The organism is Pigmentiphaga sp. (assembly GCF_033795525.1).
Classification (GTDB): domain Bacteria; phylum Pseudomonadota; class Gammaproteobacteria; order Burkholderiales; family Burkholderiaceae_B; genus Pigmentiphaga.
In genome coordinates this window covers 20,848-34,446 of record NZ_JARYGM010000010.1, presented here as the reverse complement: position 1 = coordinate 34,446, position 13,599 = coordinate 20,848, and the positions used below count along the sequence as shown (strand labels likewise).

The window sequence follows — 13,599 nt, the reverse complement described above, 5'->3', positions numbered from 1 at the left end:
AAATACCCCGCCGAACGAGCTTCGGACGAAGCTAAAGAGTTTAGCACCCGCCCCGTCGCCATGCTGTAATACACCCACCCCGTTCCCCGCACCCGACACATGGCATCCAACACGCTGCTGTTGCCCGATTGGGTCATTCCCGTCGCCCCGTCTCAAGGGGCGCTCCCGGGCCACGGCGTTGCCGTGGGCCGGGGACGCATTCTGGATCTCGCCCCGCACGCGGAATTACGGGCCCGCCATCCCGATGCCCAGGTACGCCCGCTGCCCGGCTGCGCGCTGCTGCCCGGCTTCGTCAACCTGCATACCCATGCCGCAATGAGCCTGCTGCGCGGCGCCGGCGACGACCTGCCGCTCATGACCTGGCTGCGCGAGCGCATCTGGCCACTGGAGAGCCGGCTGCTATCCCCCGATTTCGTCTATGACGGCAGCGCGCTCGCTTTCGCGGAGATGCTGGCGGGCGGCACGACTTGCTGCGCCGACATGTATTTCCATCCCGACGACGTCGCGCGCGCCGCGCTGTCCATCGGCATACGCGCCGTAGTCGGCGGCTCGGTCTTCGAGATGCCGGGCGGCCCCTCGGCTGAAAGCCTGCTGTCGCAGGCGCTGGCCGCCCACGAGAAATACCGCGGCGAGCCCGGGTTGCGCTTCATGCTGGCGCCGCACGCCCCCTACACAGTGGGCGACGATATGCTGAGGCGGCTCGCGGCAATGGCCGAAGAGGCCGACCTTCCTATCGCCATCCATTTGCAGGAAACACAGCAGGAAGTCGAAGAAGCCGTCGTCAGCAGCGGCATGCGGCCGACGGAGCGGCTGGCCGGGCTGGGCCTGCTGTCGCCGCGCCTCATCGCCGTCCACGGCGTGCATCTCGACGCCATGGACATCGAGCTGCTGGCTTCGCACGGCGCCAGCGTCGCCCACTGCCCCGCCTCCAATCTCAAACTGGCCAGCGGGCTCGCCCCGGTAGCGCAGCTGCAGGCGGCGGGCGTCAATGTCGGCATCGGCACCGATGGCGCGGCCAGCAACAACCGGCTCGACATGCTGTCCGAGCTGCGCCTGGCCGCCTTGCTGGCAAAGGGAGCCAGCGGCGATGCGTGCGCCCTGCCGGCGCATCGGGCGCTTTACGCAGCGACTCTGGGCGGCGCGAAGGCCTTGGGGTGGGACGGCGAGATCGGGTCGATCGAAACAGGCAAATGTGCCGACCTCGTGGCGATCAAGCTCGACAGCGCAAGGCTTTCACCTGTATTTGACCCGGTGTCGCACGTGGTCTATGCAGCCGGGCGCGAGGACATAGACGAAGTGTGGGTAAACGGCGAGTCAGTTGCAAAAAAACTACAACTAACCAAATCCCCGTCAAAAAGCGATCTCGAAAGGATAATGTCGCGGATATCGCAGTGGCGCTTGCGTGCATCCGGTGTGATTTCTGGCACAAACACTTACTTCTACCAGGAGTAGGTGGCATGAGAGAACACCCGCAATGCTATACTGGACATGTATATCCATGTTGCGGCGGGGGTTCGCTGCGAGTTTCATTTCAGGCTAAGAGGAGAAACATGAACAAACGCTCCAAAATTGGAATCTCTCTGGCGCTCGCCTTCGCTGCCGTAACGGCCTCGGGCGTGGCCTCCGCGCAAACCGGTAAAGTCAACGACAACTGGCAATCCGCTTATGGCGTTCAAGTAAAGAACGCAACCGGCCTGTGCTGGCGCAATGGCTTCTGGACCCCTGCCACCGCTGACCCGTCCTGCGACGGCGCGCTGAAGGTTGCCGCTCCTGCTGCCGCTCCGGCTCCTGCCCCCGCTCCCGCCCCGGCTCCGGCGCCCGCGCCCGTCCCGGTCAGCGAAAAGGTTACCTACTCGGCTGACGCCTTCTTCGATTTCGACAAGGCTGTGGTCAAGCCCGAAGCGAAGGCCAAGCTGGATGAACTGGTCGCTCAGATCCGTAACATCAACCTCGAGGTCGTGATCGCCGTGGGCCATACCGACTCCATCGGTACCACCGCCTACAACCAGCGCCTGTCGGTCCGCCGCGCCGAAGCCGTCAAGGCCTACCTGGTCAGCAAGGGTATCGAAGCCAACCGTGTTTACACGGAAGGCAAGGGCGAAACGCAACCCGTCGCCGATAACAAGACCGCTGCCGGCCGTGCCAAGAACCGCCGCGTGGAAGTCGAAGTCGTCGGTACGCGTAACCGCTAAGCAGCACCCGCTGGTTTTCCAGTCGGTTTCCAGCGGTATTCTTCGGGATACCGCTGGCTTGAAACCCCGCAGGTAGTGACTGCGGGGTTTTTCATTTGGAGCTTACTCATGACGACCACTGCCCAAGAATCCCGGCACGTCAACGCGGACGAAGCCGAACTGGCCAAATTCAGTGCTCTGGCGTCGCGCTGGTGGGACCCCGAAAGCGAGTTCAAACCACTGCATGCCATTAATCCGCTGCGGCTGGAATGGATCAGCCAGGTCGTGCACGGGCTCGGAAATAAAACCGTGCTGGACGTCGGCTGCGGCGGCGGGATATTGGCGGAAAGCATGGCAGCACGAGGTGCGACGGTCACCGGCATCGATCTTGCCGAAAAATCCCTGAAAGTCGCCAAACTCCATAGCCTGGAATCGGGCATAAAGGTCGAATATCGCAATATCAGCGTAGAACAGCTGGCAGCGGAACAGCCGGCGTCGTTCGATATCGTCACCTGCATGGAATTGCTGGAACACGTTCCCGATCCGGAATCGGTCATCCGTGCCTGCGCCACGCTGGTCAAACCCGGCGGGCACGTGTTTTTCTCGACCCTGAACCGCAACCCCAAATCGTTTTTGTTTGCCATTCTGGGCGCCGAATACATATTGGGCCTGGTGCCCCGGGGCACCCACAGCTACGAGCACTTCATCCGTCCCAGTGAGCTCCTGGGCGCCGCGCGGCGCGGCGGCCTCGAACCCGTGGCAATCAAGGGACTGGAATACAACCCGCTAACCAAGACGTATCGTCTGAGCAACGACAGCAGCGTCAACTATCTGGTGGCCACCGCCCGCAACCCATGAAACCGCTGGTTCTTTTCGATTTCGACGGCACCCTGGCCGATACGGCGCCCGACCTGGCAGCCGCGGCCAACCAACAACGCATCAGGCGCGGCCAAGCCCCCCTGCCCTACGAGCAATTGCGCCCGGTGGCGTCCCACGGGGCCCGGGGGCTGCTGCGCGTGGCGCTCGGCATCACCCCGGAGTCGCCCGGCTACGAAGAAGCCCGACAACAGTTCCTGGACGACTACGCGGCCAACATTGCTGTGCATACCGTGCTGTTCCCAGGGGTCGAAGCACTACTGGCCGACCTGGTCGAGGGTGGCTGGTCATGGGGCATCGTCACCAACAAGGCGACGCGCTTCACCACGCCGCTGGTACGGCACCTGGCGCTGGAACAGCACAGCGCGGTCGTGGTCTGCGGCGACACCACCGCGTACTCCAAACCCCACCCCGAACCGCTTTTACATGCCGCGCGCCTGGCCGGCGTTCCGCCTGCCCAGTGCCTCTACGTAGGCGACGACCAACGCGATATCATCGCCGGTAAGGCCGCCGGCATGAAAACCATCGCTACCGCCTACGGCTATTGCGGCGACGGCACCCCCGTGGAAGCCTGGGAGGCCGATAGCATCGTGACATCCGTGCCCGAGCTTCTGCCCGCGATACGCCGGCTGCTGCCCGCCTAGCATCCGCTCCTCCATTGTGGCGCGCGGGCGGTGCAGCCAGGAATAACTTCGTTCCTGGCCCTTGAAAGCAGGGACGATGCCACCATATGCGATACAATCCTCCTTACGGGGCCGAACCGGATTCGACGGGGGTCGCGAAGCAGCACAGGGCATGTCGAGCACCAGTAAGCTCGTAAAACCACTGGAACGCAAATAAACGCCAACGACGAGCGTTTCGCTCTCGCCGCTTAAACGGTGAGCCGCTGCACTGGTCTGTCCTTGGGCCAGGCGGAGGAAGGGCAACCTTCCTAAGGATCCCTGCGTAGGGCCATACTCCCCGAAACAGTCCGCATCCTGAACCGCAGCAGCGTCATTTACAAGGAATCGGCATGGGCTGGGGTCACACGGTCCATGTTTAAACTACGTGAATCGCCGCGTGCCGGCCTGTCGGTTGGCTAAGCCCGCGGTTAAATCGAAATAAATCGACTACACATGTAGAACTGTCTGTAGAGGGCTTCCGGACGCGGGTTCAATTCCCGCCGGCTCCACCAGTACCCCAAGGGCTCGGATCTTCCGGGCCCTTTTTCTTTGCCGGCGTCCCGCCGCGAACCGGCATCTCTCGCCCCCGATGCGGTCGAGCAATGCAACCGTCTGGTTGCATCGGGCCAGCCTTTCCCCTATAGTGCAACCTGGCGGTTGCTAATCAAGAGGCCATGACCATGCCCGACCGTATCGAAAAACAGCTCATATTGCGCACGTCCGTCCAGCGGGTGTGGCAGGCGCTCACCGACATCGACGAATTCAGGCTATGGTTCGGCGTCAGGCTGGACCAGCCTTTCGCTCCGGGGCAGACCGTTACCGGCACATTCGAGCACCCCATCGATGAAGGCGCACTACTCCGTTACCAGCAATCCATCGGGATCGACCCCCGCCCCGTCCGGCCGCCCTCGCCCAACATGGTCTTTTGCACCGTCGAGCGCATGGAAGCGCCCCGCTATTTCAGCTTCCGCTGGATTCCCTACGGCATCGACGCCGACTGCGATCCGGAACACGAGCCGACCACGCTGGTCGAATTCACTTTGGAAGCCGTCGACGAAGGCACGCGCCTGACGGTCACCGAATCCGGGTTCGAGCACGTACCGGCGCACCGGCGCGAGCGCGCTTTCCGGATGAACGACGGCGGCTGGGCGGCTCAGGTAGACAACATCAAGCGGTATGTCGAACAAGCGCGAGCATGATCCCGCCCGCCTGTTTGCGGCGCTCGGCGACCGCAACAGGCTGGCGCTGGTAACCCGGCTGGTCGCGGCGGGCGCGCTCACGGCCACGGCCTTGTCCGATGGGCAGCCGATCAGCCGCCAGGCTATCGTCAAGCATCTTCAGGTCTTGGAAACGGCAGGCCTGGTCGTGCATGAACGGCGCGGCCGCGAAGTTCTCTATGCAGTGGACCGCGACCGGCTCGATGACGCGCGGGCCTTCCTGGACGCCATGGCGGCTGGTTGGGACCGTGCACTGGCACGCCTGCGCGACCTCGTGAAATCGTAATGCGGGGCCGGCGGCGTGCCGGCGTGAAGCCAGGCCTCGGACCGGCAGCCAGCGCACTTGGCCGCGGCCGGCCACCACCGCGTCGTGGCAACGAGGCGCGTGAATTCATACCTGGAAGGTATGAAATGCAGACATAAATGGTCTTGGACGCCAATATTCCAGGCCGTTACGCTAGCCATAGCACAAACCCGCCCGGCATTCATACCAAAAACATATCGATGACCGCGGTGCGCGGCCAAGCCGCCATGGGCCAGGGCGGCCTTTATCCTTCTCGGGAGCAGAGACATGACTCATGCAGAAATAGACAAACTGGTTCGCGGCTTCATCGTCGATACCGCAACCGCCGATGCCAACCCGCGCGTGCAAGAGGTGGTCGTCCGCCTGTTGAGCGACCTGTTCAAGGCCATCGAGGACCTCGACCTTAGCCCCACCGAGATCTGGAAAGGACTCGAATACATCGCCGAATCCGGCGCCACGCAGGAAATCGGCCTGCTCGCCGCCGGGCTCGGGCTGGAGCGGTTCATCGATATCCGGGCGGACGAAGCCGAAGCCAAGGCGGGAATCACGGGCGGTACGCCGCGCACCATCGAGGGCCCGTTGTATGTCGCGGGTGCCCCGGAAAGCGTGGGCTATGCACGCCTGGACGATGGTAGCGAAGTCGACCAAGGGGAAGTGCTGCTGATGCAGGGTACGGTGTACGACAGCCACGGCACGCCGCTACCCGGTGCCAAGGTCGAAGTCTGGCATGCCAACCTGATGGGCAACTACTCTTTCTTCGATAAGACGCAGCCGGACTTCCATCTGCGCCGCACCATCATCACCGATGCCGACGGCCGCTACCAGTTCCGCAGCATTGTACCGGCCGGCTATGGCTGCCCCCCCAACGGCACCACGCAGCGCCTGCTCGATTTGCTGGGCCGCCACGGCCGGCGGCCCGCCCACATCCACTTTTTCGTCTCGGCACCGGGGCATCGCAAACTCACGACCCAGATCAATATCGACGGCGACGAATATCTCTGGGACGACTTTGCCTTTGCCAGCCGCGAAGGCCTGGTGCCCCCCATCGAGCGCGTCTCCGACCCGAAAAAGCTGGAAGGGCTGGGCCTGCAGAAGCCGTATGCGTCCATCGATTTCGATTTCCGGCTCAACGCCGAAAAGGCCGGCATCCCGCCTGCCGAAGTCGACCGCCATCGCGCAGCGGCCTGACCGCGCGGTACGGGCGGCGCTACACTCGCAGGACCTGCGAGTACACCATCTACCATGACCGCCCTGACGCTGTTCGTCGAACGCTCCCCCACCCCGGTGGGGGACATGCTGATCCTGACCGACGACCACGGCCGCCTTCGCTGCGTGGACTGGGCAGATTGCGAGCCGCGCATGCTGCAGCTATTGCGGCAGCAATACGGCAAGGCCCCATGCGTCTTGCAGGACCGGACCGCGAGGAGCCCGGCCCGCAGCCGGCTCGACGCCTACATCGCGGGCGAGCTCGGCGCCATCGACGATCTCGAAGTCGCCACGGGCGGCACGCCGTTCCAACGCGAAGTGTGGGCCGAACTGCGCCGCATCCCGCTGGGCCAGACAATCAGCTACTCGGAATTGGCCCGGCGCATCGGGCGTCCCAATGCCGTGCGGGCCGTCGGGTTGGCCAACGGCGCCAATCCGGTCAGCATCGTCATCCCCTGCCATCGCGTCATTGGCGCCGACGCCAGCCTGACCGGCTACGGCGGGGGCCTGCACCGGAAGGTCTGGTTGCTGGAGCACGAAGGCGTGCGGCTGGCGTCGCGAAACGCCAGCCGCCAGGCTGCCCTCTTCTAGCTTCCCGGATCAGCGCTTCATCTTCGCGTTTTCGCGGGTAGATTTGACCAGGCTCTGAAGTTCCTTGCCCTTGGCCAAGTGCTGCTGGAGGCTGGGCAGCGTCTTTGCCGCGAAAGCCTTCACGTCCGCGTCCTCGGCATCCTTGGCGGCTTCCTCGAACAGCTCGACGGCGTCCTCGTGCGCATCGACGGCGATGTCGTCCGCATACTCCTGGTCGAACTCCGCGCCGGTCTGCTTTTGCAGGTCGGTCAATGCCGACCGCACCTTACGCGTGGGTTCGGCAGGCAGCTGGACGTTCTTGCTGGCCGCCAGGGTCTTCAATTCGCTGTCCACCTTGGTGTGGTCATCCACCATCATCTTGGCGAAGGCTTTCACATCCGGGTGGGAAGCGTTGCGCTCGGCGATCTGGCTGGCGGCAATTTCCAACTGGCCGCTTTCCGCGGCTTCCTGGATGAAACGCGCATCCTTGCGGGCCAGCTCGGCAGCGCTGACGGAACCGGCGCCGAACGCCAGGGCCACGGCCAATACGGCGGTCTGCAGTTTATGCATGGCTATCTCCTCTAATGTTGACGTCGAAACCTCAGCAAGCGGCATACCCAGGGGATCCCCAGGGCTTACTTCGGTCCCTCGCGTTTTTCCAGCTTCCATGGCGTATCGTCCTGCGGCGCGCTCAACCCCGGCTTGTCCTGCCGAGGATCGGGCTGCGGCGATCCGTCATAGCGGGTAGCCGGCTTGTGCTCGGCACGTTGGGAGGGCGGCGTGTCCTTGGACGCGCCCTTGCCCTCGGGCAGGGATGAGAGCTGCCCCACACCCTGCTGATCCGACGGGCGCAATTTTTCGTCCTGCTTCCTTGACGTCATGATGTACTCGCTTATCGGCTGATTGGAGCCCTGACCTCAGCAAGCCCCGGTCCCGAAGTGGGTGGCGGTTCCGCACGCCTTCCAACTGCAACACCGCTTGTGGGTAGGCCTTCTGCCCCCATATCCTTGCGATAGCATCACGCCGGTCGAAGACGGCGCCTCGCGTGCCTTCTCCGGTACGCGACCGGGGGAAGTCACCGCAACGTTCCTGAAGCATATCGACTCTACGATAGTCGATAGACTTTATCCATTAGCGATATAAAATCAATCAATTTGATCAATTATCCAGTGACGTATACCATTCATATACGTCTTTTCAACCCAGCAAGAGAGGAAACTGCAATGTCTCTAGTCAATACCCCTATCAAGCCTTTCAAAGCGAACGCCTATAAGGACGGCAAGTTCATCGAGGTCAGCGACCAGACGCTGAAGGGCAAGTGGGCCGTGGTGGTTTTCTATCCCGCCGACTTCACGTTCGTGTGCCCGACCGAGCTGGAAGACCTGGCCGACAACTACGCTGAGTTCCAGAAGCTGGGCGTTGAGGTGTACTCGGTGTCGACCGACACCCACTTCTCGCACAAGGCTTGGCACGACACCTCGCCCGCCATCGGCAAGATCAAGTACACGATGATCGGCGATCCCACCTGGGAACTGGCCACCAACTTCCAAGTGCTGCGCGAAGGCCAGGGCCTGGCTGACCGCGGTACCTTCATCATCGACCCGCAGGGCGTGATCCAGGCCGTGGAAGTGACCGCCGAAGGCGTCGGCCGCGACGCCAAGGAACTGCTGCGCAAGGTCAAGGCCGCCATCTACGTCGCCAACCACCCGGGCGAAGTCTGCCCCGCCAAGTGGAAGGAAGGCGAGAAGACGCTGGCTCCTTCGCTGGACCTCGTCGGCAAGATCTAAGCGCCGGGCGCCTCACGGTGGCGGCCCCACACGGGCTGCCATCCGGGACATCGCAGTCAAGCAGAAAAATATCAACAGGCAGTACGCCCGGGACGCCACAAGCGGCCCGGGCATCTTCCGAAAAACACAAGCTACGGAACCAAGGGAATAACTATGTTGGACGCCAATCTCAAGAACCAGTTGCAAGCCTATTTGGAAAAGATCACGCAGCCGATCGAGATCGTCGCGTCCATCGACGATGGCGAGAAGTCGCGTGAAATGGCCGAACTTCTCAGGGAGATTGCCGGCTTGTCGGACCGCATCACGCTGATCGAGCGACGCGACGACGACAAGCGCAAGCCGTCCTTTGCCATCAACCGCCCCGGAGAGGACCTCGGCATCCGCTTTGCCGCGATTCCCCTGGGCCATGAATTCACGTCGCTGGTCCTGGCCCTGCTCCAGGCCGGCGGCCACCCGATCAAGCTCGAACCCGAAGTGATCGAGCAGATCAAGAACCTGGACGGCGATTTCTCGTTCGAAACCTACGTCTCGCTGTCCTGCCAGAACTGCCCCGAGGTGGTCCAGGCACTGAACGTGATGTCGCTGCTCAATCCGCGCATCCGCCAGGTGACGATCGACGGTGCGCTGTTCCAGAACGAAGTCGAGGAACGCCAGGTCATGGCGGTGCCGACGGTCTACCTCAACGGCGAAGTATTCGGCCAGGGCCGGATGAGCGTGGAGGAATTCCTTGCCAAGCTCGACAGCAATGCCGGCCAGCGCGATGCGGAAAAGCTCAACGCGCGTGAACCGTACGACGTACTGATCGTGGGCGGCGGTCCGGCGGGCGCAGCAGCTGCCATCTATGCGGCACGCAAGGGCGTGCGTACCGGAGTCGTGGCCGAGCGTTTCGGCGGCCAGGTGCTGGACACGCTGGCGATCGAGAACTTCATTTCCGTCAAGGAAACCGAAGGGCCCCGCTTCGCTGCTGCGCTGGAAGAGCACGTCAAGGCCTATGACGTAGACATCATGAACGTGCAGCGGGCCGAGGCGCTCGTGCCGGGCGCCAAGCAGATCGAGGTCCGGCTGGCCAATGGTGCCGTGCTCAAGAGCCGTTCGGTCATCCTGGCCACCGGTGCCCGCTGGCGCGAAGTCAACGTACCTGGGGAACGCGAGTATCGCAATCATGGCGTGGCCTATTGCCCGCACTGCGACGGCCCGCTGTTCAAGGGCAAGCGCGTGGCGGTGATCGGCGGCGGCAACTCCGGCGTCGAAGCGGCCATCGACCTGGCCGGCCTGGTGCAGCACGTGACGCTGCTGGAATACGCGGGTGAATTGCGGGCCGACGCGGTCCTGCAACGCAAGCTGTACAGCCTGCCCAACGTCACCGTCATCACCCAGGCGCAAACCACCGAGATCACTGGCGACGGCAAGAAGGTCAATGGCTTGAGCTACAAGGATAGGCAGTCGGGCGAAGTCCGGCACCTCGAGCTGGAAGGCGTCTTCGTGCAGATCGGCCTGGTTCCCAACACCGAGTGGCTGAAGGGTACGGTGGCTTTGAGCAAGCACGGCGAAATCGAGGTCGATGCCAAGGGCCAGACGTCCGTGCCCGGCGTCTTCGCAGCGGGCGACGTGACGACCGTGCCGTACAAGCAGATCATCATCGCCACGGGCGAAGGCTCGAAGGCCGCGCTCAGCGCCTTCGACTACCTGATCCGCTCGTCGGTGGAAACCGAAACGCAGGAAACAGTGGCGGTACCCGCCTGAGTCCCTTGCTGGGTTGGCGGTGCGGGGTCCGGAGTTCGCTCCGGGCCCTTTTCTTTTCAGGCCGCCGCGTCGTCCGTGCCCGACTCCCATTGTTCGAGCAGGACCGCGATATTGGCCGCCGTCCGTTCGATGTGCTGGCCGAGCAATTCACAGGCGCGGTTCTCGTCCCGCTTCAGGGTGGCGGCAAGGATGGCCTCGTGTTCGTCCGGAATGTCGCGGTCGAACGGTCGTTCGCGCAGAAAAATACGCCGATAGCGGTCCGAAAACGCCAGCAGCTTCTCGCAGAACTGGGCAAGCACCGGCATCTGTCCGCCGCCGATCAGGGTCATATGGAAATCGCGGTGGCGCGCCTCCCATTCGACCAAGGCTTCCGGATCCGAGGCCGCACGTTTCTCGACCTGCTGCAGGCGATGATGGGCGGCGATCACCGCGACTTCCCACTCCTCTCCGCCGTTTGCCATTGCCATCTTCAGCGCATACGGCTCCAGCATGGTGCGCAGGCCGGTGATTTCCTTGTGGTTGCGGACGGAAACCGGCGCAACCTGGTAGCCCCGCTGGTCCTGGGCGATGACCAGACCTTCCGCGGTGAGCCGCGACAGCGCCTCTCGCAAGGGGCTCAGGCTGACGTTGAGCTGCTGGCTGAGCTGGTTCAGCCGCAGCTGCTGCCCCGGCTTGAAGGTGCCGTTGAGCAATTCTTCGCGCAAGGATTGCGTGAGCTGAGAGGTAAGAGATGTACTCATAGGGGCCTGGTACCAAAGAACCGCCATGCTAGACGAGACGCCGCCACGCCGTTGCGCCGGCAAAGAACCGGTGCTGTCCGGGCCTGAAAACCGCTCTCCCGGCCCTGCCCGAGGAAAATCGATATTGACTATAAAATCGATTTAAATAAATATAAACGAAAATCCACAACCGGAGGACCTCCATGCTGCCCAAACGCATAGACCGCGCCATCGTCGATGCCCGCATCGGCCCCTACGCCGACACCGAGCAGACGCTCGACGAACGTGCGGCGATCTACCAGGAACTGATAGGTTTCGTGCCGCCCCGGATCGAGGCCCGGCTCTCGGTCACCGGCGCGCTGGACCCGACCCTGGTGGACCTGCAGGAAAAAATGCGCGAGCACGCGATGTATCCGAACTGCTTCGACGTGAAAACCGCGCAGCTGATGTTGTTCGGCATGCTGCTCATGGACATGAGCGATGCGGCCGTGCTGCACGGTATCGCCGCCCGCCGCGCCGGTGCGACGTGGGAAGAAATGCAGGCCGTCGTCAGCCTGTGCTTCCTGTTCCGCGGACTGTCGGCGGCCAACCGGGGAGCCGAACTGCTGGCGAACATCGCCGACCACGAAGCCAAGCAGGAAACGCAGAACAAGGGTTGATCGCCGCGCGGCGCAATCCTCGCCTCACGCCGGCACGGCGCTAGGCCTGCCGGCCATCGAGCGAGAAAGCAGCCGCGGCATCCTGGGCCAGGACGCGGGTGAGCCACGGCATGGCGTCTTTCAGGGCGGCCTCCAGCACCCATGGGGGGTTGACGATGAACATGCCGCTGCCATGCAGGCCCAGCCCGTCGCTTGACGGTTTGCGCACGGTCAAGGTCACGTGGAGCCAGCTGCGGGCCGGGACACGAGCCAGCCTGCCGGCCAATTGCTGCGACTCGCGCCGCGAGACCTGCGGATACCAGACGGCGTAGCAACCGGTGGCGAACCGCTTCAGGGCTTCGCCCAGGCATTCCACCACCCGGGCGTAGTCGCGCTTGTCCTCGTAGGAAGGATCGATCAGGACGATGCCGCGGCGAGTGGGCGGCGGCAACAACGCCTTCAGCCCTTCGAAACCGTCCGCGGCGTAAATCATGGTGCGGCGCGCTTCATCCTTGCCTTGCCCACGGAAATTGCTGCGCAACACCTCGATCTCGGTCGGATGCAACTCGAACAGCCGCAGACGGTCCCTGTCCCGCATGGCGCGCGCGGCAAGAAAAGGCGAGCCGGGGTAGTAGCGCAGAAACTCGTCCTGGTTGAAAGCAACGATCTCTTCCACGTAATCGGCCACGATGGCCGGCAGGTCGTCCCGCGTCCAGAGCCGCGCGATGCCGCTTTCGAATTCGGCGGTCTTGCCGGCCCAGTCTCCGTCCAGCGCATATGCACCGGCTCCGGCATGGGTGTCGATGTACCAGTACGGCGAGTCCTTCTGCGCAAAATAACGCAGCAGCTGCACCAGCACGAGATGTTTGAGCACGTCGGCATGGTTGCCGGCGTGGAAGGCGTGACGATAACTGAACATGGCATTTCCAGAAGACCGCCCATTGTAGGCGCGCCGTCCGGTGTGGCGCGGGTGCCCGTTACAAGTGCCACGCATCCCTTGCAAACGTGACGGCATGCACCACCGGCGGGCATACTCCGGCGGCCAGCGCCGGGCCGCCATTACAAATGCTCACAGCCGGCAGCGACCCAGCTTTGACATCGCCGGAAGCGTCCTCGTATGTTGGACGCGTCCGGCCAGGCCGGTTGCAGCTTGCCGCAACCGTCCCCGCGCTGCCGCGGGTAGGCCGATTCCAGGAGAGATCGATGACCACACGCAAATTGATGATCGCTGCCATGGTCGCTGCCTGCGCCGCCGCTGCGCCGATGGCCATGGCCGAATCCGCCAATCCCAGCCCGAAACGGTCGGCGGGCGAGTTCGCCGGCGACGCGATGATCACCACCAAGGTCAAGGCTGCCCTGCTCAAAGAACAGGCGACCCAGTCCCTGAGCATCAAGGTCACGACGGTCAATGGCGTCGTCCAGCTGGCCGGCACGGCAGACGACGAAGCACAGATCGACTCCGCCGTCCGCGTCGCTCGCGGCATCGATGGCGTCCAGGACGTCAAGAACGACATCCAGCTCAAACAGCAACCCCAGCGCTAACCTTTGTCCCCCTGGCCCGGGTCCCGTACAGGCGACGCGGGCCAGGCGACCCCTCTGGGCGGCCAAGCTACGCACGGCTTGACGGCACGCCGCACTCTTCTCTTCCACCAGTACCGGCAGCCGCCTGGATGGATAGAACGAACGGACGTCGCTTGTGTTCCCCC

The 13,599-nt window shown here is 63.4% G+C and carries 16 protein-coding genes and 1 other RNA gene; 13 read left to right on the top strand and 4 right to left on the bottom strand.

Annotation, left to right across the window (positions count from 1 at the left end; all coding sequences use genetic code 11):
* Nucleotides 1-99 precede the first annotated feature (99 nt).
* The 9 genes from QHC78_RS17730 (at nt 100) to QHC78_RS17690 (ending at nt 7,027) form a co-directional block, all read left to right on the top strand.
* On the top strand, nt 100-1,452 hold the full coding sequence (locus QHC78_RS17730; protein WP_319746902.1) for a TRZ/ATZ family hydrolase: 1,353 nt from the start codon (nt 100-102) through the stop codon (nt 1,450-1,452).
* A 98-nt stretch (nt 1,453-1,550) separates the two neighbouring features.
* Nucleotides 1,551-2,192 carry an outer membrane protein OmpA gene (gene ompA / locus QHC78_RS17725; protein WP_319746900.1) on the top strand — a complete coding sequence of 214 codons (642 nt, stop codon included), beginning with the start codon at nt 1,551-1,553 and terminating at the stop codon, nt 2,190-2,192.
* Nucleotides 2,193-2,300: 108 nt separating this feature from the next.
* Entirely contained in the window at nt 2,301-3,029 is a 729-nt protein-coding gene (gene ubiG, locus QHC78_RS17720; protein ID WP_319746898.1) for a bifunctional 2-polyprenyl-6-hydroxyphenol methylase/3-demethylubiquinol 3-O-methyltransferase UbiG, read from the top strand.
* On the top strand, nt 3,026-3,691 hold the full coding sequence (gph, locus tag QHC78_RS17715; RefSeq protein WP_319746896.1) for a phosphoglycolate phosphatase: 666 nt from the start codon (nt 3,026-3,028) through the stop codon (nt 3,689-3,691). The genes ubiG and gph overlap by 4 nt, the downstream gene beginning before the upstream one ends.
* Nucleotides 3,692-3,798: 107 nt before the next feature.
* Nucleotides 3,799-4,221, top strand: a transfer-messenger RNA (tmRNA) gene (ssrA, locus tag QHC78_RS17710).
* Between the two features lie 162 nt (nt 4,222-4,383).
* Complete coding sequence (locus QHC78_RS17705) at nt 4,384-4,908, top strand: SRPBCC family protein (protein ID WP_319746894.1); 525 nt, start codon at nt 4,384-4,386, stop codon at nt 4,906-4,908.
* Complete coding sequence (locus QHC78_RS17700) at nt 4,886-5,212, top strand: ArsR/SmtB family transcription factor (protein WP_319746892.1); 327 nt, start codon at nt 4,886-4,888, stop codon at nt 5,210-5,212. The genes QHC78_RS17705 and QHC78_RS17700 overlap by 23 nt, the downstream gene beginning before the upstream one ends.
* A 285-nt stretch (nt 5,213-5,497) precedes the next feature.
* The gene (gene catA / locus QHC78_RS17695) at nt 5,498-6,418 is read left to right on the top strand and encodes a catechol 1,2-dioxygenase (RefSeq protein ID WP_319746890.1); all 921 of its coding nucleotides are present in this window, start codon (nt 5,498-5,500) and stop codon (nt 6,416-6,418) included.
* 54 nt (nt 6,419-6,472) lie between these two features.
* Entirely contained in the window at nt 6,473-7,027 is a 555-nt protein-coding gene (locus tag QHC78_RS17690; RefSeq protein ID WP_319746888.1) for a methylated-DNA--[protein]-cysteine S-methyltransferase, read from the top strand.
* A 9-nt stretch (nt 7,028-7,036) separates the two neighbouring features.
* Here the strand turns inward: QHC78_RS17690 and QHC78_RS17685 are convergent, their stop codons facing one another.
* Nucleotides 7,037-7,576, bottom strand: coding sequence for a DUF4142 domain-containing protein (locus QHC78_RS17685; protein WP_319746885.1), 540 nt, complete (start codon nt 7,574-7,576; stop codon nt 7,037-7,039).
* Between the two features lie 65 nt (nt 7,577-7,641).
* Complete coding sequence (locus tag QHC78_RS17680) at nt 7,642-7,887, bottom strand: hypothetical protein (RefSeq protein WP_319746884.1); 246 nt, start codon at nt 7,885-7,887, stop codon at nt 7,642-7,644.
* A 342-nt stretch (nt 7,888-8,229) separates the two neighbouring features.
* Between QHC78_RS17680 and ahpC the strand changes: the two genes are divergently transcribed.
* Both ahpC and ahpF read left to right on the top strand, forming a co-directional pair.
* Nucleotides 8,230-8,793, top strand: coding sequence for an alkyl hydroperoxide reductase subunit C (gene ahpC / locus QHC78_RS17675; RefSeq protein WP_319746881.1), 564 nt, complete (start codon nt 8,230-8,232; stop codon nt 8,791-8,793).
* 153 nt (nt 8,794-8,946) lie between these two features.
* Nucleotides 8,947-10,536, top strand: a complete 1,590-nt coding sequence (gene ahpF, locus QHC78_RS17670; protein WP_319746879.1) for an alkyl hydroperoxide reductase subunit F — start codon at nt 8,947-8,949, stop codon at nt 10,534-10,536.
* Between the two features lie 56 nt (nt 10,537-10,592).
* Here the strand turns inward: ahpF and QHC78_RS17665 are convergent, their stop codons facing one another.
* A complete protein-coding gene (locus QHC78_RS17665) occupies nt 10,593-11,276 on the bottom strand; it encodes a GntR family transcriptional regulator (RefSeq protein WP_319746878.1) in 684 nt (227 codons plus the stop codon).
* Between the two features lie 182 nt (nt 11,277-11,458).
* On the opposite strand from QHC78_RS17665, the gene QHC78_RS17660 reads away from it, so the two are divergent.
* Nucleotides 11,459-11,914 carry a carboxymuconolactone decarboxylase family protein gene (locus tag QHC78_RS17660; protein ID WP_319746877.1) on the top strand — a complete coding sequence of 152 codons (456 nt, stop codon included), beginning with the start codon at nt 11,459-11,461 and terminating at the stop codon, nt 11,912-11,914.
* A 40-nt stretch (nt 11,915-11,954) separates the two neighbouring features.
* Here the strand turns inward: QHC78_RS17660 and QHC78_RS17655 are convergent, their stop codons facing one another.
* Nucleotides 11,955-12,812 carry a 23S rRNA (adenine(2030)-N(6))-methyltransferase RlmJ gene (locus QHC78_RS17655; protein WP_319746876.1) on the bottom strand — a complete coding sequence of 286 codons (858 nt, stop codon included), beginning with the start codon at nt 12,810-12,812 and terminating at the stop codon, nt 11,955-11,957.
* A 284-nt stretch (nt 12,813-13,096) separates the two neighbouring features.
* Between QHC78_RS17655 and QHC78_RS17650 the strand changes: the two genes are divergently transcribed.
* Nucleotides 13,097-13,435: a BON domain-containing protein gene (locus QHC78_RS17650; protein ID WP_319746875.1), complete on the top strand. Its 339-nt coding sequence runs from the start codon at nt 13,097-13,099 to the stop codon at nt 13,433-13,435.
* The last annotated feature ends 164 nt before the right edge of the window (nt 13,436-13,599 follow it).

Excerpts from the sequence above, each read along its gene's own strand:
- QHC78_RS17730 (WP_319746902.1), top strand. The coding sequence starts at position 100 with ATGGCATCCAACACGCTGCTGTTGCCCGATTGGGTCATTCCCGTCGCC.
- ompA (WP_319746900.1), top strand. The coding sequence starts at position 1,551 with ATGAACAAACGCTCCAAAATTGGAATCTCTCTGGCGCTCGCCTTCGCT.
- ubiG (WP_319746898.1), top strand. The coding sequence starts at position 2,301 with ATGACGACCACTGCCCAAGAATCCCGGCACGTCAACGCGGACGAAGCC.
- gph (WP_319746896.1), top strand. The coding sequence starts at position 3,026 with ATGAAACCGCTGGTTCTTTTCGATTTCGACGGCACCCTGGCCGATACG.
- QHC78_RS17705 (WP_319746894.1), top strand. The coding sequence starts at position 4,384 with ATGACCATGCCCGACCGTATCGAAAAACAGCTCATATTGCGCACGTCC.
- QHC78_RS17700 (WP_319746892.1), top strand. The coding sequence starts at position 4,886 with ATGTCGAACAAGCGCGAGCATGATCCCGCCCGCCTGTTTGCGGCGCTC.
- catA (WP_319746890.1), top strand. The coding sequence starts at position 5,498 with ATGACTCATGCAGAAATAGACAAACTGGTTCGCGGCTTCATCGTCGAT.
- QHC78_RS17690 (WP_319746888.1), top strand. The coding sequence starts at position 6,473 with ATGACCGCCCTGACGCTGTTCGTCGAACGCTCCCCCACCCCGGTGGGG.
- QHC78_RS17685 (WP_319746885.1), bottom strand. The coding sequence starts at position 7,576 with ATGCATAAACTGCAGACCGCCGTATTGGCCGTGGCCCTGGCGTTCGGC.
- QHC78_RS17680 (WP_319746884.1), bottom strand. The coding sequence starts at position 7,887 with ATGACGTCAAGGAAGCAGGACGAAAAATTGCGCCCGTCGGATCAGCAG.
- ahpC (WP_319746881.1), top strand. The coding sequence starts at position 8,230 with ATGTCTCTAGTCAATACCCCTATCAAGCCTTTCAAAGCGAACGCCTAT.
- ahpF (WP_319746879.1), top strand. The coding sequence starts at position 8,947 with ATGTTGGACGCCAATCTCAAGAACCAGTTGCAAGCCTATTTGGAAAAG.
- QHC78_RS17665 (WP_319746878.1), bottom strand. The coding sequence starts at position 11,276 with ATGAGTACATCTCTTACCTCTCAGCTCACGCAATCCTTGCGCGAAGAA.
- QHC78_RS17660 (WP_319746877.1), top strand. The coding sequence starts at position 11,459 with ATGCTGCCCAAACGCATAGACCGCGCCATCGTCGATGCCCGCATCGGC.
- QHC78_RS17655 (WP_319746876.1), bottom strand. The coding sequence starts at position 12,812 with ATGTTCAGTTATCGTCACGCCTTCCACGCCGGCAACCATGCCGACGTG.
- QHC78_RS17650 (WP_319746875.1), top strand. The coding sequence starts at position 13,097 with ATGACCACACGCAAATTGATGATCGCTGCCATGGTCGCTGCCTGCGCC.